At 59.7% G+C, this 17988-nt stretch carries 16 protein-coding genes; 9 read left to right on the forward strand and 7 right to left on the reverse strand.

Going from position 1 to position 17988, the window contains the following annotated elements; translation table 11 throughout:
* Nucleotides 1–72: 72 nt before the first annotated feature.
* Nucleotides 73–906, reverse strand: coding sequence for a phytanoyl-CoA dioxygenase family protein (locus AC2FFA_RS11315; protein ID WP_496717690.1), 834 nt, complete (start codon nucleotides 904–906; stop codon nucleotides 73–75).
* 216 nt (nucleotides 907–1122) lie between these two features.
* On the opposite strand from AC2FFA_RS11315, the gene AC2FFA_RS11320 reads away from it, so the two are divergent.
* Nucleotides 1123–1611: a peptidase associated/transthyretin-like domain-containing protein gene (locus AC2FFA_RS11320; RefSeq protein WP_117869667.1), complete on the forward strand. Its 489-nt coding sequence runs from the start codon at nucleotides 1123–1125 to the stop codon at nucleotides 1609–1611.
* An 8-nt stretch (nucleotides 1612–1619) separates the two neighbouring features.
* Nucleotides 1620–2216 carry a ferric reductase-like transmembrane domain-containing protein gene (locus AC2FFA_RS11325; RefSeq protein ID WP_496674121.1) on the forward strand — a complete coding sequence of 199 codons (597 nt, stop codon included), beginning with the start codon at nucleotides 1620–1622 and terminating at the stop codon, nucleotides 2214–2216.
* Here the strand turns inward: AC2FFA_RS11325 and argF are convergent.
* Together argF and AC2FFA_RS11335 are read right to left on the reverse strand one after the other, a co-directional pair.
* The gene (gene argF / locus AC2FFA_RS11330; RefSeq protein WP_299898669.1) at nucleotides 2213–3139 is read right to left on the reverse strand and encodes an ornithine carbamoyltransferase; all 927 of its coding nucleotides are present in this window, start codon (nucleotides 3137–3139) and stop codon (nucleotides 2213–2215) included. The genes AC2FFA_RS11325 and argF overlap by 4 nt on opposite strands.
* A 74-nt stretch (nucleotides 3140–3213) precedes the next feature.
* Nucleotides 3214–4401 (reverse strand): aspartate aminotransferase family protein, encoded by a 1188-nt coding sequence (locus tag AC2FFA_RS11335; RefSeq protein ID WP_299898667.1) that lies wholly within the window; start codon nucleotides 4399–4401, stop codon nucleotides 3214–3216.
* A 273-nt stretch (nucleotides 4402–4674) separates the two neighbouring features.
* Between AC2FFA_RS11335 and AC2FFA_RS11340 the strand changes: the two genes are divergently transcribed.
* Nucleotides 4675–5559: a DMT family transporter gene (locus AC2FFA_RS11340; RefSeq protein WP_496851857.1), complete on the forward strand. Its 885-nt coding sequence runs from the start codon at nucleotides 4675–4677 to the stop codon at nucleotides 5557–5559.
* A 104-nt stretch (nucleotides 5560–5663) separates the two neighbouring features.
* Here AC2FFA_RS11340 and AC2FFA_RS11345 read toward each other — a convergent pair whose 3' ends face one another.
* Nucleotides 5664–6467, reverse strand: coding sequence for an ABC transporter permease (locus AC2FFA_RS11345; protein WP_496851749.1), 804 nt, complete (start codon nucleotides 6465–6467; stop codon nucleotides 5664–5666).
* Nucleotides 6468–6593: 126 nt separating this feature from the next.
* Between AC2FFA_RS11345 and AC2FFA_RS11350 the strand changes: the two genes are divergently transcribed.
* Nucleotides 6594–7169 (forward strand): GcrA family cell cycle regulator, encoded by a 576-nt coding sequence (locus tag AC2FFA_RS11350; protein WP_117869672.1) that lies wholly within the window; start codon nucleotides 6594–6596, stop codon nucleotides 7167–7169.
* 272 nt (nucleotides 7170–7441) lie between these two features.
* Complete coding sequence (locus tag AC2FFA_RS11355; RefSeq protein ID WP_496851750.1) at nucleotides 7442–7984, forward strand: hypothetical protein; 543 nt, start codon at nucleotides 7442–7444, stop codon at nucleotides 7982–7984.
* Nucleotides 7985–8073: 89 nt separating this feature from the next.
* Here the strand turns inward: AC2FFA_RS11355 and AC2FFA_RS11360 are convergent, their stop codons facing one another.
* Both AC2FFA_RS11360 and AC2FFA_RS11365 read right to left on the reverse strand, forming a co-directional pair.
* Complete coding sequence (locus AC2FFA_RS11360) at nucleotides 8074–9150, reverse strand: T6SS phospholipase effector Tle1-like catalytic domain-containing protein (protein ID WP_496851751.1); 1077 nt, start codon at nucleotides 9148–9150, stop codon at nucleotides 8074–8076.
* Complete coding sequence (locus tag AC2FFA_RS11365) at nucleotides 9128–11419, reverse strand: xanthine dehydrogenase family protein molybdopterin-binding subunit (protein WP_496851752.1); 2292 nt, start codon at nucleotides 11417–11419, stop codon at nucleotides 9128–9130. The genes AC2FFA_RS11360 and AC2FFA_RS11365 overlap by 23 nt, the downstream gene beginning before the upstream one ends.
* 113 nt (nucleotides 11420–11532) lie before the next feature.
* Here AC2FFA_RS11365 and AC2FFA_RS11370 point away from each other — a divergent pair, with 113 nt between their 5' ends.
* From AC2FFA_RS11370 to AC2FFA_RS11385, 4 genes are all read left to right on the forward strand, one after another.
* Nucleotides 11533–12261 carry a dienelactone hydrolase family protein gene (locus tag AC2FFA_RS11370; protein WP_496851753.1) on the forward strand — a complete coding sequence of 243 codons (729 nt, stop codon included), beginning with the start codon at nucleotides 11533–11535 and terminating at the stop codon, nucleotides 12259–12261.
* A gap of 79 nt (nucleotides 12262–12340) precedes the next feature.
* Nucleotides 12341–15502, forward strand: a complete 3162-nt coding sequence (locus AC2FFA_RS11375; RefSeq protein ID WP_496851754.1) for a valine--tRNA ligase — start codon at nucleotides 12341–12343, stop codon at nucleotides 15500–15502.
* A 134-nt stretch (nucleotides 15503–15636) separates the two neighbouring features.
* A complete protein-coding gene (locus tag AC2FFA_RS11380; protein ID WP_496851755.1) occupies nucleotides 15637–16800 on the forward strand; it encodes a benzoate/H(+) symporter BenE family transporter in 1164 nt (387 codons plus the stop codon).
* A 39-nt stretch (nucleotides 16801–16839) separates the two neighbouring features.
* Entirely contained in the window at nucleotides 16840–17172 is a 333-nt protein-coding gene (locus AC2FFA_RS11385; RefSeq protein ID WP_299898651.1) for a DnaJ family domain-containing protein, read from the forward strand.
* Here the strand turns inward: AC2FFA_RS11385 and AC2FFA_RS11390 are convergent, their stop codons facing one another.
* Nucleotides 17173–17955 carry a crotonase/enoyl-CoA hydratase family protein gene (locus AC2FFA_RS11390; protein ID WP_496851756.1) on the reverse strand — a complete coding sequence of 261 codons (783 nt, stop codon included), beginning with the start codon at nucleotides 17953–17955 and terminating at the stop codon, nucleotides 17173–17175.
* Between the last annotated feature and the right edge of the window lie 33 nt (nucleotides 17956–17988).

A 17988-nucleotide genomic window follows, 5' to 3' on the forward strand; every position in this document is an offset into this window, starting at 1 on the left:
AGGTAAGAAATAGCCGCGCAAAGCAGCCTATAAAGTGCACGATTGCACAGGTGGAGTGCGGCGCCGTTCCGACTAACGCGGCCAGAGCTGGGGGAAAAAGGGTCCGTCAATCCGATCCCCCTCGCCATAACCAGCTGCCTCGAACTGCGCGCGCTCGTCCTTGGCCCAGTCGCCACGGTATCGGATGACACCGTCTGGTGCGGTCATGCGAAGGGTGAAGCGGCGCACCGTTTCCGACGGGGTGGTTGAAGACAGCCCGCCATGCAGCGTTCGCATGTCGAAGAAAATGCAATCCCCAAGCTCAAGATCCCATTGCAGCAAATCAAACGCGTCGGGGTCTGCATTGACATCAGGTGGTGGGTGATAGGTCTGCCCGGCAACTTCGGTGGGCTTATAGCTGGGATGACCATCGGCGAACCGCACCCGCATGAACAGCTTGTCCCATAGGTGTGAGCCTTTGACGAAAGCGATGCCGTTTTCCTTGGTCACTGGTTCCAGCGGCAGCCAAAGGACGCACATCGTACCTTCGAAATCGAAGTAAGACAGGTCCTGATGGAAGGGCGGGCGCGAAGTCGAGCCGGCCTCGCGGAGAAACCAGTTGTCCATGACAAGGTTTACGGATGGCGCGCCCAGCAACCCGGCAGCAAGCGGTGCGCAGGGTGAATTGTGAACGAATTCGTTGAATTGCGGAATTTTATTCCAGGCCCAGTAGTCTTCGAAATAACCCGGGGCGTCCGGATCCTTGGTGTGGCGAGTGAAATTGTCGGTTGGAGTGTCAAGGTCGGCATCGATACCGGCGCGCAACAGTGACAACCAGTCAGATGAGAATTTCGACCGGAGAACAACAGCCCCATCGCGTTGGAAGGCGCCGATGTCTTCCTTTGTGACCAGGTCTGCTGTCGTCATGGAATGATCATCCCGAAGTGGTTCGGTGACCCTGAGCATCGCACCGCACAGCACGAGACGTCAAAGAGATTCGTTTCGACGACCCAGAATCGCTCACAGTACAGTGAGCGTGCATGGGTTGAACCGAGCACAGCCTCGGATTTTTAGAGAAACATGCTATGTTTCAGATGGAAGCCGCAGACTGACAAGATTGGATCGCGTATTGGAGGTTTCTCGATGACAGATGCGTTGCTGTCCCGTCGTTCCCTGATCACCCAAGGTGCTGCCGTTTTGGCAACCGGGGCTGCGGGGCTTTTGGTTCCTGCCCGCGCAGCCGGGCTTGCGCCGACGCCTTCGATGCGGGGTGGATCAAACAACTATCGCCCTGGCGCACCGGTCGTGGACCGGATCGGCAGAGGGGGGTTCTGGATGACCGGCACCGTACGACGGGCGGGCGACGGCGCACCCCTGCCCGGCCAACGCATTCAAATCTGGGCCCACACCACCGAGGGGCACGAGCGTGACCCGCAAAGCCATGGGGCGACTTTGACGAATGAAAAGGGTGAATTCCGCCTGGAAATGCCGCAGATCGTGCCCGCTTTCGGCCAACCGCACGGGCATCTGGCCTATGACAGCGGCGCGTTCGAGACGGTGTTCCTGCGGCCTGTGATGTCCAGTTCCAAGGACAAGACACTGGCTGCGCATTTCGTGTTGCAACCGCTCTGATCCCGGTGATCCGAACCGGTGTCATTTGGGCGACCCTGATCGCCGCCCTTGCCGTTCCTCTGATCGCTGCGGCAGGCAGCCCTTACCTTGCATGGCGCGACCCTGTCTACATCCTCGCCGGGTTTGCCGGAATTCTGAGCTTGGATCTGCTGTTGCTGCAACCGCTTCTAGCCGGAAAAAACCTTCCGGGCTTGTCCGCAGTGAAGAGCCGCCACATTCACCGTTGGGTCGGCCTGACCCTGGTGCTGGTGATTGTGGTCCATGTCGCGGGTTTGTGGCTTACCAGCCCGCCGGATGTGGTGGATGCGTTGTTGTTCGTCTCTCCGACACCGTTCTCGGCCTGGGGCGTCATTGCCATGTGGACAGCTTTCGGGGCGGCCCTGCTGGGTGTCTTCCGCCAGCACCTGCGTCTGCGCTTTCGACTTTGGCGGCTGAGCCACACCGTGCTGGCCGCGGTGACGATTGTCGGCAGCGTTGTTCACGCCATGCTGATCGAAGGCACGATGGAGATCATGACCAAAACAGCGCTTTGCACACTGGTCCTGCTGGCGAGCGCAAGCGCACTCGCCAAGCTGAAAGTGTGGGATGTCCGTCGGCGCCCTTAGACGCCCAGACACCAGCGCATGACCGCCTTCTGCGCGTGCAGGCGGTTTTCGGCCTCATCAAAAATGACCGAGTTCGGTCCGTCCATAACCTCGGAGGTCGCTTCTTCCTCGCGGTGGGCCGGCAGGCAATGCATGAACAGCGCATCCGGTTTGGCATGCGACATGAGTTCAGCGTTGACCTGATATGGTCGCAGCATGTTGTGGCGGCGTTCCTTGGCCGACTGGGAATCATGCATCGAGACCCAGGTGTCTGCGACGACGAGGTCAGCGCCTTCCACCGCTTTGTGCGGATCCCTTTCGATCACGATTTTTGACCCTTTCTGGCGGGCAAACCCTATGAACCCTTCTTCCGGGTCAAGCTGAGCGGGCCCGGTGAAGGTCAGATCGAACCCGAACTGACCAGCGGCGTGCAGGAAGGAGGCGCAGACATTGTTGCCGTCGCCGGTCCAGACCACCTTTTTTCCGGCGATGGGGCCGCGGTGTTCCTCGAATGTCAGAACATCAGCCATGATCTGGCAGGGATGGGTGCGGTCGGTCAGGCCGTTGATCACCGGCACGTCCGAGTATTCGGCCATTTCGGTCAGGATGGTTTCATCAAAGGTGCGGATCATGATCATGTCGACATAGCGCGACAGCACACGGGCGGTGTCGGCAATGGTCTCGCCATGACCCAGCTGCATGTCCTTGCCGGACAGCACCATGGTCTGCCCGCCCATCTGGCGCACGCCCACATCGAAAGACACGCGCGTCCGCGTCGACGGCTTTTCGAAGATCAGTGCCACCATACGATCTTTCAACGGTTGTTCGTCGTCAGGGGCGGCCTTGGGGCGGCCCAAACGCGCCTGTTTCATCACTCCCGCCTGATCGATCATGGCCCGCAGATCGGTAGAATCGGTTTTGTGGATATCAAGAAAATGGTTCATTTTGCTTCGCTTTTGGCTGACGGCGGGTGGGGTCAGACCCCAACACCCCCAAAGTATTTGAAGAAAGGTGAAACTCAGGCAGTCGCAAGCTGGGTTTCGATCTGTTTGGCTGTTTTGTCGAGGCGGATCACGGCCTGAGCGATATCGTCCTCGGTCAGGGTCAGCGGTGGCAGCAGACGGATCACGTTGTCGGCGGCGGGAACGGTGATAACCTCGTTGTCATACCCTGCGTTGACCACGTCGATATTGGTCGGCTTGCACTTCAGACCGAGCATCAGGCCCGATCCGCGCACTTCTTCGAACACTTCAGGGTGGTCGGCGATCAGGCCTTCGAGCTTCTGGCACAGAAGCCCGGATTTGCGGTTGACGCCTTCAAGGAAGGCGGGTGTTGCCACGTGATCAATCACCGCGCAGCCCACGGCGCAGCCCAGCGGGTTGCCGCCATATGTCGAACCGTGGGTGCCCGCAGTCATACCGGACGCCGCGTCTTCGGTCGCCAGTACAGCCCCCAGCGGGAAGCCCCCGCCGATGCCCTTGGCGACCATCATGATATCAGGGGTGATCCCCGCCCATTCATGGGCAAAGAGCTTGCCTGTCCGGCCAACGCCGCATTGGACTTCATCAAGGATCAGCAGAAGGCCATTTTCGTCGCAGATCTGGCGCAGCGCTTTGAGTTCGGCATCAGGTACGGGGCGAATACCACCTTCGCCCTGCACCGGTTCGATCAGGATCGCGGCGGTCTCATCGGTGATGGCGTTGGTGACGCCATCGAGGTCTCCGAATGCCAGGTGGACAAAGCCGGGCAGCAGCGGGCCGAAGCCCTTGGTCATTTTCTCGGACCCGGCAGCAGCGATACCGGCTGACGACCGGCCGTGGAAGGAACCGTCGAAGGTGATGATTTCAACCCGCTCGGGCTGACCTTTGTCATAGAAATACTTGCGGGCCATTTTCACGGCCAGTTCGCAGGATTCCGTGCCAGAGTTCGTGAAGAAAACCGTATCGGCAAAAGTGTGTTCCACCAGCTTGTCAGCCAACGCCTGTTGCTGAGGAATGTTGTACAGGTTCGAGACATGCCACAGCGCATGGGCCTGGTCAGTCAGCGCGGCCACCAATGCCGGATGGGCGTGACCCAGCGCGTTCACCGCGATCCCTGCGCCGAGGTCCAGAAAACGTCGGCCATCCGCCTCGGTCAGCCAGGCGCCTTCGCCCTTCACGAATGTCAGGGGCGCACGGTTATAGGTCGGCAGAACGGACGGGATCATGGGATCATCCTTTTCAGGTAGTATGAGCCTCGTGAGTGGTACACGAAGGCCCAGTTCGTCAACAGATTTGGTGAGGTTTGTGCCGAATAGCTGGGCACACGGGATCAAACAGGCCGGTTACGTAAAGATGCGTCGGCGTCGGAGCAGTTGGATATGCACATGTTTGATCATGGCCGTCCGTATAGCGATGCTTGCGCAGGTTGGGAAGCCGGTATTTTGAAACGATCCCATTTTGCGCTTGCCAACGCCTGCGCAACCGCGCACCGCTTGGCCATGTTCGAACCCAAACACCATAATCCACCGCTTGCCGCCGCGCTTATCTTTGTCGCCACCGCCTTTATCGCGGCGACGACGCTGCTGGCCAAGGCGCTGGGGACGGATGCGTTGGGCCCGCCCTTGCATGCGATGCAGATCAGTCACGGGCGGTTTCTGTTTGCCCTGCTGGCGATCCTGTTGGCGGTTGCAATTCTGCGGCCCCGATTGGTGCGGCCCCACTGGGGTCTTCACATCGGGCGGACCAGTTTTGGCTGGGCGGGGGTGACATTGATGTTCGCGTCGGTTGCCTTCATTCCGATGGCGGATGCGACGGCTATATCCTTTCTGAACCCTGTCTTTGGTATGGTGCTGGCCATTCCTCTGCTACAAGAACGCGTGGGACTGTGGCGCTGGCTGGCTGCGGCTGTTGCCTTGACGGGTGCACTGATCCTGCTTCGCCCGACCCCAGCCAGTTTTCAGCCCGCTGCCCTTCTGGCGCTGGCAGCGGCCGCGCTGATCGGGATGGAGTTGATTTTCATCAAGAAACTTTCCGGGCGCGAGCCACCGATGCAGATCCTGCTGATCAATAACTCGATGGGGCTGGTGATCGCCACGATAGCCGTCAGCTTCGTCTTTCAGATGCCGACCCCGCAGCAATGGGCAGCATTGGTGGGGATCGGCGTTCTGATGGCCTGCGCGCAGGCTTGTTTCGTCAACGGCATGGCGCGGGCGGACGCATCCTTTGTGGCCCCGATCAGCTATGCCACGCTGATCTTTGCCGCCCTTTACGACTTTGCGGTCTTTGATGTGATCCCTGACTGGATCAGTCTGGTCGGGTCTGCGACTATCCTGGCCGGCGGGCTGATCCTGGTCTGGCGAGAAGCGGTGCAGCGCCGTGCCTGAGAGCCTGCCTTGCACAGGCCCCGTATTCCGGAACGGAGGCGCCCGCACCCCTTGCTGGGAAGGCCGAACCTGCCCTTGAAACCCGACGCGCTGGCAGAGCGGCGCTAAGCCTTGAGACGGTAACCGGTGCGCAGCATCAGCCAGGTGATGACTCCGATCACGAGTGTTGCAAACGTACAGACCGCTATTCCCAGCCACGGAGAGCTGTCCGACACCCCGATCATCCCATACCGCAAGCCATCAATCAGATAGAACACCGGGTTCAGGTGTGTCAGGCGATTCAGGACAGGCGGCAGTGCCGCGACCGAATAGAACGTACCCGACAGGAAGGCCAGCGGCGTGACGATAAAGTTGGTGATCGCTGCCATCTGGTCGAACTTGTTGGCAAAGATACCTGCAAACAGTCCCAACGCGCCCATGAACGCTCCGCCCAGAACGACAAAGGTCAACGCGATCAACGGGTGCTGAGGCGCGATGGAGAGCAAGACCAAAAGCGCAATCGAGATCACCACTGCAATCATCACGCCGCGGGCGATGCCACCCGCGAGGTAGCCCAGCAGAATCTCAAGCGGTGACAGCGGTGGCATCAAGGTATCAACGATGTTGCCTTGCACCTTGGCGATCACCATCGAGGACGAGGTATTGGCAAAGGCGTTCTGGATCACCGTCATCATCATGATCCCCGGCGCCAGAAACATCACAAACGGCACGCCCATGACATCAGGCCGGCTGGGTCCGATGGCGATGGTGAAGATCAACAGGAACAACCCCGCCGTAACCAGTGGTGCCAGAACCGTCTGGGTCCAGACGGCCAGAAAGCGCAGGGTTTCGCGCTGCGCCAGCGTGTAAAGGCCCATCCAGTTGACTGCTCCGAAGCGACGCGCGGTCTGATCTGCGGGATTCTGCATGTTTTGCCCTCAAACTGATTCGAAGACAGCTTGTAACTCGGGCTGCAGTGTTTAGAATAGGGGGCTGAGACGAATTCCCAAGGCGGCCCGAATCCGGGGCCGCTTTCCGCTTTTGAAAGGCTAACGATGTCCTGGACAGACGAGCGCGTAGAACTGTTGAAGAAGATGTGGGGCGAAGGCCAGTCGGCCAGCCAGATTGCCAAGGAACTGGGTGGCGTGACCCGCAATGCGGTGATCGGCAAGGTGCACCGCCTGGGCCTGTCCAACCGGACGGCAGGCGCATCCCCGGCCAAGGCGGAACCGAAAGAAAAACCGGCGCCTGCCCCCAAGGCCGAGGCCAAACCCAGACCTGCGCCCAAGACCGAACCGGCGCGCCCGGCGCCTGCCCCGACCTCCGAGTCAAAACCGGTCGTTCCGGCCCGCCGTCAGATCATCCCCGCCGGTCAGCCGCTGCCACCGCAACCGTCGGCCAATGAGATCAGCCCCGAAGCGCTGGCCAAGGTCAACGAGATAGAGAAAAAGGCCAAGAAGCTGACTCTGATGGAATTAACCGAGAAAACCTGCAAGTGGCCCGTGGGCGACCCCGCGACCGAGGATTTCTGGTTCTGCGGCCTTCCGGTTGAGGCAGGCAAACCCTATTGCGAGGCACATGTGGGCGTGGCGTTCCAGCCGATGAGCTCGCGCCGCGACCGACGGCGGTGATTAGGAACGCCAGAACTCAAATCTCTATTGTGGAATGTGGAAAGGGTGCAGGCGTTTCTCCAAGCCTCTTACCGGAAGCGTCACATAGTCAAGAACAACGCAAGGCGTAGGAGCTCTTACAAGGAACGCACCCTCGCTGAAAGCTGCGAGGGTGTTTTAGCTCGGAGCGTCGGCTGTGCGGACTTAGCTGTCGTTGAACAGCTTTGAGCCAGACTTTATGATTAACGTCATAAACCCAGTGAGCAAAAGTAACCTTGAATGCAGGATGGCGATTGAAACTTCTTACTCACTTGATGGCTATCGCTACAATTCTATTCGCACAGACAAGCTTTGCACAAGGCACTCGCTTTGGTCGCCTTGTCGAGTCATACCTCTTCGTCAATCTTGAAAGAGAGGAAATCTGGTCTGCCGAGTTTAATGAAGCATTTATCAAGTACACCTGCTTAGCGTGCGCTCCTCCGGTCACAGCTTTCTTGGAAGCCATCACGCCTTACACGTCTGAACACTATGGAAGTGTGAGCGAAAGATACCTTTCCGAACGTAAGATTTTTTGTGCGGAATTGGTGGTAAGTAGAACTGGTCGATGCCTGAGCACAAGGTCAGCACGTATGCGTGGAGGTGCTTTGTCAGGATTTGTTTCTGAGCAACACGTTGCAAGTCGGCGCGAAATCGAAGTCATGTTCTTTTACCATGAAAGAGAGTTTGGCCCTGAACTAATCCGAACCAAGATATTGCTCGAAGATGGAGCAATCTCACCAATTGATGCCTTAGGAATGTTTCGAGCGCATATGGCAAAACTTACGGTGTTCTGGTGAAGGAACAGTTTGAGTCGCTTGTAAGTTTGGGCTCTAACCTGACATTGAGGTGTCGGTGATCTTGGAGCCGCTGGCACATGATCAGCCTTTCACTGCGCCGGATGCGAGGGCAAGTTCGGCATTGGCACCCATCGGGGCAACTCATCCGGTGCCACCGAAACATGCAGCCGCTCAGATTGATCCCGCCCGACCTTCCGGTGCTTGCGCAGTAGGAAAATCTTGCCCCAGCCGCGCCATGTGCCAACCGACGGGGCATGCGTATCTATGGGAAAACGATCGCGCCAGCCCTCGGGCAACGGCAATCCGTGCATCTCGGCCTTGTCCAGCATCCAGATCAGGGAAATGTTGCTGAGTGGACGCGCCTCTTCATAGGTATTCAATTGCCCTCCGATGTCACCGTGTGTGCCGCGGAACCATACCTGTTCCACATGGCCTTTGAACTCGGGCGTGCATTTCCACAGGACCGGCTCGAACACCTCGCGTGTCTCATCCAATGCCATGGCGTGATAGCCGTGGCGCGTGGCCGGGCCCAATTGGTGGTTGTGAAAGGCATGACGCTCCTCGGCCCAGCGCCAGAGCAGCGGCAGGCGCAGGCCCAGCGCCTTGACCGTATCCCAGACACCGATCATCTCGATCTCGACATCCTCGTGGCAGAAGCGGCGGCGGAAATCGCGGGCGGCGGTGCCGCTTGGATTGCACTCATAATGGCGATAGGCCTGCAGAATGTTCCGCTCGGTCGCGTCTTCGGCCTTGAGCAGGCCGATCATGTCGATCACCCCAGCCAGACTGCGTACACCGTAAGCACCCCGCGAATAGCCAATGAAAAAGATCCTGTCGCCGGGTTTGTAGCGTGACGCCAGATAGCCATAAGCACGGCGGATTTGCCGGTTAATGCCCCGGCCCATCATCACATCCAAAGAGGATTTCCAGCTTTCCCATTGTACCCCTGCCTCATAGAAGACCGAAACCTTGCTACCCATCTCGCAACACAGGCGCAGGGTCTGGCCTGCATGAGTTTCGCGGCCCGGCTCGAGCGTGGACATGGTCCCGTCAAGGATGATGACATGGCTGATTGGTTCGCGGTGCCGCGTCTCGGCGGAATGCTCGGACCGCAAAGGTCGCCCGAGCCATCCCAGAACCTTTCTACTCAGCCGCGACAGTTTCATGCGTCAGCAATTCCCATACTCTGTGAGGTGTGAAAGGCATATCCGCCTGCCGCACCCCGTGATCCCAGAGCGCATCCTGAACCGCGTTTGCCACAGCAGCCAGCGCGCCCACTGTGCCGGCCTCACCACATCCTTTCATCCCCATCGGGTTGGAGGTTGACGGAACCGGCGCCGAGGTAAACTTAATCATGGGTATGTCCGCTGCACGGGGCAAGGCGTAATCCATAAACGAAGCCGTGAGCAGTTGTCCGTGATCGTCATGCACCACACGTTCATCCAAGGCTTGACCGATGCCTTGCACCACCCCGCCATGCACCTGCCCTTCGGCCAGCATCGGATTGATAAGATTTCCAAAATCGTCAACCACGGTGTAGCGGTCCACCCACGTTTGGCCGGTGTAAGAGTCGATCACGACTTCGGCAACATGCGCGCCATTCGGGTAGCTGCGCGCATCCAGGTTGGCGCGGGCCTCATGTTGCAGCAGATCCATTCGACCATCGGCACGCGCCATCTCGGCGGCTTCGGTCAGCGTCGGCGTCAGGTTGGAGCCCGGCGCTCGGAATGTCTCGTGGTCAAAACTCACATCACTTTCCTCGACCCCCATCTTATCGGCAAGATAAGGCGTGAATGCGGCGATCATCTTGTCAATCGTGACCAGAGTGGCGGTGCTTTGCACCGTGACCGAGCGAGAACCACCAGTGCCGCCGCCATGGGCAAGCCGGTCGGTATCGCCCTGTATGACGGTGATCATGTTCATGGGGATACCCGTCTGATCCGACAGGAACTGGGCGTAAACAGTCTCATGCCCCTGCCCGTTCGATTGTGTGCCGACGTAAAGGTTCACCGTGCCATCCTCGCAAAACGCGACCTTCGCGTTTTCGGAAGGGTCTCCCAAAATGCTTTCGATATAGTAACAGAGACCCTGCCCCCGGATCAGCCCGCGTTCCGCATCCGCAACCTTGCGGCCCTCGAACCCGGTGGTCTGGTCAGCCGCGCGGGTGAGGACCATGTCGAAATCACCGACATCATAAGTTTCGCCGGTGGAGGAGGTGTAAGGGAAATCACCGGGGCGGATGAAATTTCTGCGCCGCAGCTCCCACGGGTCAACGCCCAGTTCGCGCGCGGCGCGATCCATCACGCGTTCAAGCACGTAAATCGCCTCGGGCCGACCTGCACCGCGATATGCGTCGACCTGCGTCGTGTTCGTATAGAACCCTTCGACCCGCAAATAAGTGGTCTGGACGTCGTAGACACCCATCAACACCTTGCTGAACAGGCTGGTCTGGATCGCCTGACCGAAGTGGCTGTTATAGGCGCCGAGATTCACCTTGCTGTGGACGCGGTAGGCAATGATCTTGCAATCGGCGTCGAAGGCCAGCTCGGCCAGCGAGGTCAGATCGCGGCCATGATGGTCGGACAGCATCGCCTCGGACCGGTCGGACATCCAGTGCACCGGCTGACCCAACTTCATCGCCGCCACTGAAACGCAAAAATATTCAGGGTATGGCATCACTTTCATACCGAAACCACCACCGACATCCGGGGTCGTGACGCGTATGTCGTCCGCATCCAGTTTCAGCTTTTGTGCCAGTTGGGCCTTCATCGCCCAGACGCCCTGCCCACCATAGGAAAAATGCAGACGCCCGTCAGACCAATCGGCCTGGCAGCCACGCGGTTCCAGCGAACTGATGATGACCCTGTTGTCGGCGACGTTCAGCGACACGGTATGTGCGGCGGACTGAAAGGCAGCCTGGGTCGCGGTTTCGTCGCCCAATCCCCAATCAAAAGCGCGGTTATCAGGTGCTTGCGTGTGTAAAGTCTCACCACCTGCGTCAACGTCCAGTTTGGCCGGGCGTTCTTCTGTGTCCATCCAGATTAACTCGACCGCGTCCTGCGCCTGGATCAGTGTATCCGCAACGACAACCGCCACCGGCTCGCCCACAAAGCGCACACGGTCCTTGGCCAGCATGTGCCGGTCCGGCGCAGCCGCCTTGGACCCATCGCGGTTCTGCAGGACGGCCGCATTTAGCACCGTGTCGATGCCTATAGCGGCCAGATCGTCCAGCGTCATGACCAGCCGAACGCCATCGGCAGCCCCTGCGGCCTCGATATCCAGAGACGTGATGTCACCATGCGCCACCGGACTGCGGTAGAAAGCGGCAAACAAAGCGTTCCCGGGCACCGCATCATCCATGTAACGCCCCTGCCCGGTCAGGAACCGTTGATCCTCGGTCCGTTTCACCGGCTGGCTTCTGCCGAACTTTTCCATGGGTGGTCCTCCTGCGCGATCTCAGGGGCGAGCCTAGCCCGCGACTCGGCAATGTCCAGCGGGGTTCACCGAAATTCGTTTGCGCGCAAAGGATGTTCAGCTAGCCTTGGGCCATGAGCTGGACGCATGATACCGTTTTTCCCTTCTCTGCCCCGATGACCAGCGGGCAGACGACCACACATGACGTTTATGTCGGCGGTGAAGGCCCACCGATCCTGATCCTTCAGGAGTTGCCAGGGATCGGGCCCGAAACGCTGGCGTTGTCCGCAAAGCTCAATGCATCCGGCTTTCGCGTCTACCTGCCTCATTTGTTTGGAACCTATGGCAAGGTTGAAATGGCCAAGAACATGGCCCGGTTGTTCTGCGTGCGGCGCGAGTTCAACATTTTTGCCCGTGGCAGACAGAGCCCAATTGCAGGATGGATGCGCGCCCTGACCCGTGAGATCAAGCAACGCGAAAACAGCGCCGGTGTGGGCGTCATCGGCATGTGCCTGACAGGCAGCTTTGCCCTTACTCTGATGGCCGAAGACGCAGTACTGGGTGGGGTAGCCAGCCAACCTGCACTGCCAATCCTCGGGGGCCGTCATCTGCACATGAGCGCTGACGACGTCGGCGCGGCCTCTGCGGGTATGGCCGCGAAGGGCCCCGGTCTGGCGATGCGGTATTCAGAAGACAAGCTTGCACCCAAGAAACTGATGCAGGCGCTCAAACAGGCATTCGGCGATCTGCTGGAAACGGTCGAATATCCCGGCAAGGATCATTCGCTGCTGACGCTGGATTTCCATGATCCCGCCTATCAACGCGTTGACGCCTATTTCAAAGCGCGCTTTGGCATGGCTTAGGCGCACTAGGCCTTCCCCTTACCGCGCGCATTCGCTATTGCAGTCGCTGACCCGAATTTGTTGACGCAGGACGCATCCCATGGCGATGGAAAAGACATTCAACGCGGCCGAGGCCGAGGCCCGCATTTATGAGGCCTGGGAACAGGCCGGAGCCTTCAAGGCTGGCGCGAACCGTTCGCGCGATGAAAGCTTTACCATCATGATCCCGCCGCCCAACGTGACGGGTGCGCTTCACGTTGGACACGCCTTCAACAACACGCTGCAGGACATCCTGATCCGCTGGCACCGCATGCGTGGCTTTGACACGCTGTGGCAACCGGGTCAGGACCACGCCGGCATCGCCACGCAGATGCAGGTCGAAAAGATGCTGGCCGCCACCCAACAGCCCAGCCGCACTGAACTGGGCCGTGAAAAATTCCTTGAGAAAGTCTGGGAGTGGAAAGGCGAATATGGCGGCACGATCATCGAGCAGCTTAAGCGTCTGGGGTCTTCCTGTGACTGGTCGCGCAACGCATTTACTATGGCCGGTGCGGCGGGCGATCCGCGCACGGGGCATGAGAACTCGGCCAACTTCCATGATGCGGTGATCAAGGTCTTCGTCGACATGTACGAGAAGGGCCTGATCTATCGCGGCAAGCGGCTGGTCAACTGGGATCCACATTTCGAGACCGCGATCTCGGACCTCGAGGTCGAGAATATCGAGGTCGCCGGCCATATGTGGCACTTCAAATATCCGCTGGCCGGGGGTGAGAACTATACTTACGTCGAAAAAGACGAGGACGGGAATATCGTGCTGGAAGAAGAGCGCGATTACATCTCGATCGCCACGACCCGCCCCGAGACAATGCTGGGTGATGGCGCGGTTGCGGTTCATCCGTCGGATGAACGCTATGCGCCCATCGTCGGCAAACTGTGCGAAATCCCGGTTGGCCCGAAAGAGCATCGCCGCCAGATTCCGATCATCACCGATGACTACCCCGATCCCGATTTCGGCTCGGGCGCGGTGAAGATCACCGGCGCGCATGACTTCAACGATAACATGGTGGCCAAGCGCGGCGGCATTCCGATGTACCGTCTGATGGACACCAAAGGTGCAATGCGGGCAGATGGTGCGCCATACGCCGAAGCGGCAGGCAAGGCTCAGGAATACGCGCGCGGGCGCGAATTCACCGAGAACGAAATCGACGCGATCAACCTCGTGCCTGATCACCTGCGCGGGCTCGACCGCTTCGAAGCGCGGGCCAAGGTGGTGGAAGAGATCACGGCTGATGGTCTGGCCGTGATGACCCGCGCGGATGATCCGCGTCTGGGTGCGACCGCTTTGAAGCCGGATCAGGAAGGGGCCGACACGCTGGTGCCGCTGGTCGAGAGCAAACCGATCATGCAGCCCTTCGGCGACCGGTCAAAGGTGGTGATCGAGCCGATGTTCACCGACCAGTGGTTCGTCGACGCCGAAAAGGTCGTCGGCCCCGCGCTGGATGCGGTCAAGGATGGTACGGTCAAGATCATTCCTGAATCGGGCGAGAAGACCTATTACCACTGGCTGGAAAATATCGAGCCCTGGTGCATCAGCCGCCAGCTGTGGTGGGGGCATCAGATTCCGGTTTGGTATGGGCTCGACCTGTCCGCGGAAGACTTCATTGACGACGAGAATGATGGCGACCTTGATCTGGTTGAATTGGGCCGTTTGCTGAACGAAGGCGGCATGCTGCACCGTGGCAATGTCATGGAATGTGCCGCGAGCTTTGAGGCCGTTACCGAAAAGTTCCTTGACGACAATGCGGACATTCCCAGCCCTCTGAGCCACGCGACTGTGATCGAGGTCGCCGACAAGCAGGACGCGATCCACCAATTCGCCGAAAGCCTTGCGCAGTATGCAATCGAACAGGATCCGACCAAGCTGGTTTACCCGGTCTGGCGTGACCCTGACGTCCTCGACACATGGTTCTCCTCCGGCCTCTGGCCCATCGGCACGCTGGGCTGGCCCGAGCAGACCGAGGAACTGGAACGCTACTTCCCTACGGACGTTCTGATCACTGGCTTCGACATCCTGTTCTTTTGGGTCGCCCGGATGATGATGATGCAATTGGCCGTGGTCGATCAGGTCCCGTTCCACACCGTCTATCTGCACCAGCTCGTCCGCGACGAGAAGGGCAAGAAGATGTCCAAGACCACCGGCAACGTCATCGACCCGCTGGAAATCGTGGACGAATTCGGCGCCGACGCGCTGCGCTTTACCAACGCCTCGATGGCGGCGATTGGCGGTGTGCTGAAACTGTCCCGCGAACGCATCACCGGCTATCGCAACTTCGGCACCAAGCTGTGGAACGCCGTCCGCTTTGCCGAAATGAACGAAGTCTTTACCGACGCAGTGCCGCAGTTGGATGTGGCCGACCTGAAGCCCAAGGCCGCCGTGAACCGCTGGATCATCGGCGAAACCGCCCGCGTGCGCGAAGAGGTCGACGCGGCGTTGGAAAGCTATCGCTTCAACGATGCGGCGAACGGGCTTTATGCCTTTGTCTGGGGCAAGGTCTGTGATTGGTACGTGGAACTGTCCAAACCGCTGCTGCAAGGCGACGATGCCGAAGCACAGGCTGAAACCCGCGCCACAATGCGCTGGGTTCTGGACCAGTGCATGGTCCTGCTGCACCCGATCATGCCCTTCATCACCGAAGAGCTGTGGAGCCTGACCGGCAGCCGCGCCAAGATGCTGGTGCATGCCGACTGGCCAACCTATGCCGCCGCTGATCTGGTCGATGCCGACGCGGATCGCGAGATGAACTGGGTGATCTCGGTGATCGAGAACACCCGTTCGGCCCGCGCCCAGATGCGGGTTCCGGCGGGCCTGTACGTGCCGATGCTGGTGACCGAGATCGACGCGCACGGCCAGGCCGCCTGGGACCGGAACGAGGCGCTGATCAAACGTCTGGCGCGGATCGACAGCCTGACCAAAGCGGATGAATTGCCCAAGGGCACCATCTCGATTGCCGCCCCCGGAGCCTCCTTTGGCCTGCCGCTGGCGGATATCATCGACATCGGCGCGGAAAAGGAACGGTTGGAGAAAGCCAAGGGCAAACTGGCCAAGGAACTTGGTGGCCTGCGCGGTCGTTTGAACAACCCCAAATTCGTGGCCTCGGCCCCGGAAGAGGTGGTTGCGGAAGCCAAAGCCAACCTCGCCGCCCGCGAGGAAGAAGAGGCCAAGCTGAACGAAGCCCTCGCCCGGCTGGCTGAAATCGCCTGATCTTCATCTTGTCCTTAATGTTCAAACCCCGGCCCCGTCACTGATCCGGCGGGGTTTTCTTTTGCACGATGGGACCTTGCCCGACCCTGCCCCCGCTTGTTAGCAATCTGCGACCACAATATTCCGAGGCCGTCATGACGCACACAGCCCCACCGCTCCAGACAGTCTCGACCGGGCTGGTTGTGGCAATCGTCGGCTTCTTCAGCTCTTTCCCGATTGTATTGCAAGGGTTGGCGGCGATGGGCGCATCCCCGGCGCAGGCAGCGTCCGGATTGATGATGGCGGCGATCGCCATGGGCCTGACCGCCATTGTGCTAAGCCTGTGGTATAGGCAGCCGATCAGCGTGGCCTGGTCCACACCGGGTGCTGCCTTGTTGGCGGTGTCTGCCACACCGGCTCTCGGATTCGCTGAGGCGACGGGCGCGTTCCTATGTGCAGGGGCATTGACTGTGTTGGCCGGGTTGTGGCGACCTTTGGGGCGGTTGGCCGCGGCGATACCTACGACTCTGGCGCAGGCCATGTTGGGGGGCGTGTTGCTGCCGCTTTGCATACTACCCTTTCAGGCGGCGGTCGAGCTGCCATGGCAAGCCTTGCCGGTGATCCTGACTTGGTTCATCGCCGGCCGGATCAACCGCCTGTTTGCCGTTCCGGCTGCGGTTGTAGCAGCGGCAGCCGTCGTGGTTTTGAACGCCGGGGACGCGTCGCTGACACCGACGCAATGGATCGCGGCTCCGGTCTGGACCACGCCCAGCTTCTCTGTGGCTTCGGTCATCGGAATTGCCGTGCCGCTGTTCATTGTCACGATGGCGACTCAGAACATCCCCGGAATCGCGGTGATCCGCAGCTTTGGTTATGCGCCGCAGACAGGCAAGCTGTTCTCGGCCGTAGGCATTTCCAGCATCTTGTCCTCTCCGTTCGGTGCGCCCGCAACCTGTCTTGCCGCTATCACTGCGGCGATGTGTTCCAACAAAGACAGCCATCCAGACCCCGAACAACGCTACTGGTCCGCGATAATGGGTGGGGTATTCTATTGCCTGTTCGGAGTGTTCGCCGTGGCAATCACCGGGTTCGCAATTCATGCTGATCCACTGTTGATGGGCACGCTGACCGGTGTTGCGCTGATCGGAGTGATGGCCAATGCCACTTCAGCGGCGCTGGAAATTCCAGGCGAGCGCGAAGCGGCCATCCTGACCTTTGCGATCACTGCATCCGGCATTACCGCGTTTGGACTCGGCGCGGCTGTCTGGGGTCTGTTGGCGGGTGGCATTGCCTATCTGGTTACGCAACGCGTCAGATAGCCGGTTTCAACCTCCCTGCGGATCACGTATGAAGAGGCTATGTTTGGAGCGTTGGGAAAACTGGTCGAGCGCCAGATCAAGAAAGCCCAGGCCGAGGGTCAGTTGCAGGGCCTCGAGGGCGAAGGCCAACCGCTGCCTGACCGGTCATCCGAGGCATTGAGCGACCCGGCCACCGCCGCCGGCCATCGGATCATGGCCCAGGCAGGTGTTTTGCCAGAAGAATTCGACATCAAAAAGCAGCTCGATATCGCGAGACAGGACTACGCGACCCTGACGGACCCCGCCGAGCGTAAGGCCGCCATGGCTCGCATCGCCGATCTGGAGATGCGCTACAACATGGCCCGCGACGCACGGCGGTCTTTCATGCGGTGATCATTTGAATTCAGGCTTGCGGCCCTGCATCTGCGCCATCACCACTTCCATTTGATCAGGCTTGCCGATCAATTCCACCTGTTCAGCGGATTCCGCCATCAGAACGTCTGCGCGTGCCTGAGTTTCTGCGACTTCGATCAATCGCTTGGCGGCACGGATGGCCGAAGGGCTTTGGCCGGCGATGTTCTCGGCGATGGCAAGCGCCTCAGTCAACGGGTCATCGGACAGCTGCGTGACAAGGCCCCAATCGGCCGCCTGCGGCGCGCCGATTGGGCGGGCTGTGTAAGTCAGCAGGCGCAGCACGTCCGAGCGGACCAGCCGAGGCAGCAGAACCATGCCACCCATGTCGGGGATGATGCCCCATTTCATCTCCATCACGGCCAGTTTCGCCTCGGGATGCGCGATACGGATATCCGCGCCCAACGCGATTTGCAGGCCACCGCCATAGGCCACACCCTGAATTGCGCAGATCACCGGAACCGGAACGCGACGCCAGATCAGGGCAAGTTCCTGCATTTCGTTGGCGTCTTCATGACTGCGGGTCATCAGCCATTTCGTTGGGTCCATATGGGCCATCTTGGCAAAGCTTGCCATGTCGAGCCCGGCGCAAAAGCTTTTGCCTTCGCCGGACAGGACCACGGCACGGGCATCCGATGCGGTGACCTCTTGCCCGGCGGACAGAAGCGCCTTGATCATCGCATCATCCAGCGCATTCATCTTGTCGCCTCGGGTCAGAGTGACATGGGCAACGTGGTCTTGATAGGCAACGGATACGCGTGACATGGGGGACCTCCCGAAATTCAATTGCTGCAAACA

It is taken from the genome of Ruegeria sp. YTSB088 (assembly GCF_059609825.1).

Excerpts from the sequence above, each read along its gene's own strand:
- AC2FFA_RS11315 (WP_496717690.1), bottom strand. The coding sequence starts at position 906 with ATGACGACAGCAGACCTGGTCACAAAGGAAGACATCGGCGCCTTCCAA.
- AC2FFA_RS11320 (WP_117869667.1), top strand. The coding sequence starts at position 1,123 with ATGACAGATGCGTTGCTGTCCCGTCGTTCCCTGATCACCCAAGGTGCT.
- argF (WP_299898669.1), bottom strand. The coding sequence starts at position 3,139 with ATGAACCATTTTCTTGATATCCACAAAACCGATTCTACCGATCTGCGG.
- AC2FFA_RS11335 (WP_299898667.1), bottom strand. The coding sequence starts at position 4,401 with ATGATCCCGTCCGTTCTGCCGACCTATAACCGTGCGCCCCTGACATTC.
- AC2FFA_RS11340 (WP_496851857.1), top strand. The coding sequence starts at position 4,675 with ATGTTCGAACCCAAACACCATAATCCACCGCTTGCCGCCGCGCTTATC.
- AC2FFA_RS11345 (WP_496851749.1), bottom strand. The coding sequence starts at position 6,467 with ATGCAGAATCCCGCAGATCAGACCGCGCGTCGCTTCGGAGCAGTCAAC.
- AC2FFA_RS11350 (WP_117869672.1), top strand. The coding sequence starts at position 6,594 with ATGTCCTGGACAGACGAGCGCGTAGAACTGTTGAAGAAGATGTGGGGC.
- AC2FFA_RS11360 (WP_496851751.1), bottom strand. The coding sequence starts at position 9,150 with ATGAAACTGTCGCGGCTGAGTAGAAAGGTTCTGGGATGGCTCGGGCGA.
- AC2FFA_RS11365 (WP_496851752.1), bottom strand. The coding sequence starts at position 11,419 with ATGGAAAAGTTCGGCAGAAGCCAGCCGGTGAAACGGACCGAGGATCAA.
- AC2FFA_RS11370 (WP_496851753.1), top strand. The coding sequence starts at position 11,533 with ATGAGCTGGACGCATGATACCGTTTTTCCCTTCTCTGCCCCGATGACC.
- AC2FFA_RS11375 (WP_496851754.1), top strand. The coding sequence starts at position 12,341 with ATGGCGATGGAAAAGACATTCAACGCGGCCGAGGCCGAGGCCCGCATT.
- AC2FFA_RS11380 (WP_496851755.1), top strand. The coding sequence starts at position 15,637 with ATGACGCACACAGCCCCACCGCTCCAGACAGTCTCGACCGGGCTGGTT.
- AC2FFA_RS11385 (WP_299898651.1), top strand. The coding sequence starts at position 16,840 with ATGTTTGGAGCGTTGGGAAAACTGGTCGAGCGCCAGATCAAGAAAGCC.
- AC2FFA_RS11390 (WP_496851756.1), bottom strand. The coding sequence starts at position 17,955 with ATGTCACGCGTATCCGTTGCCTATCAAGACCACGTTGCCCATGTCACT.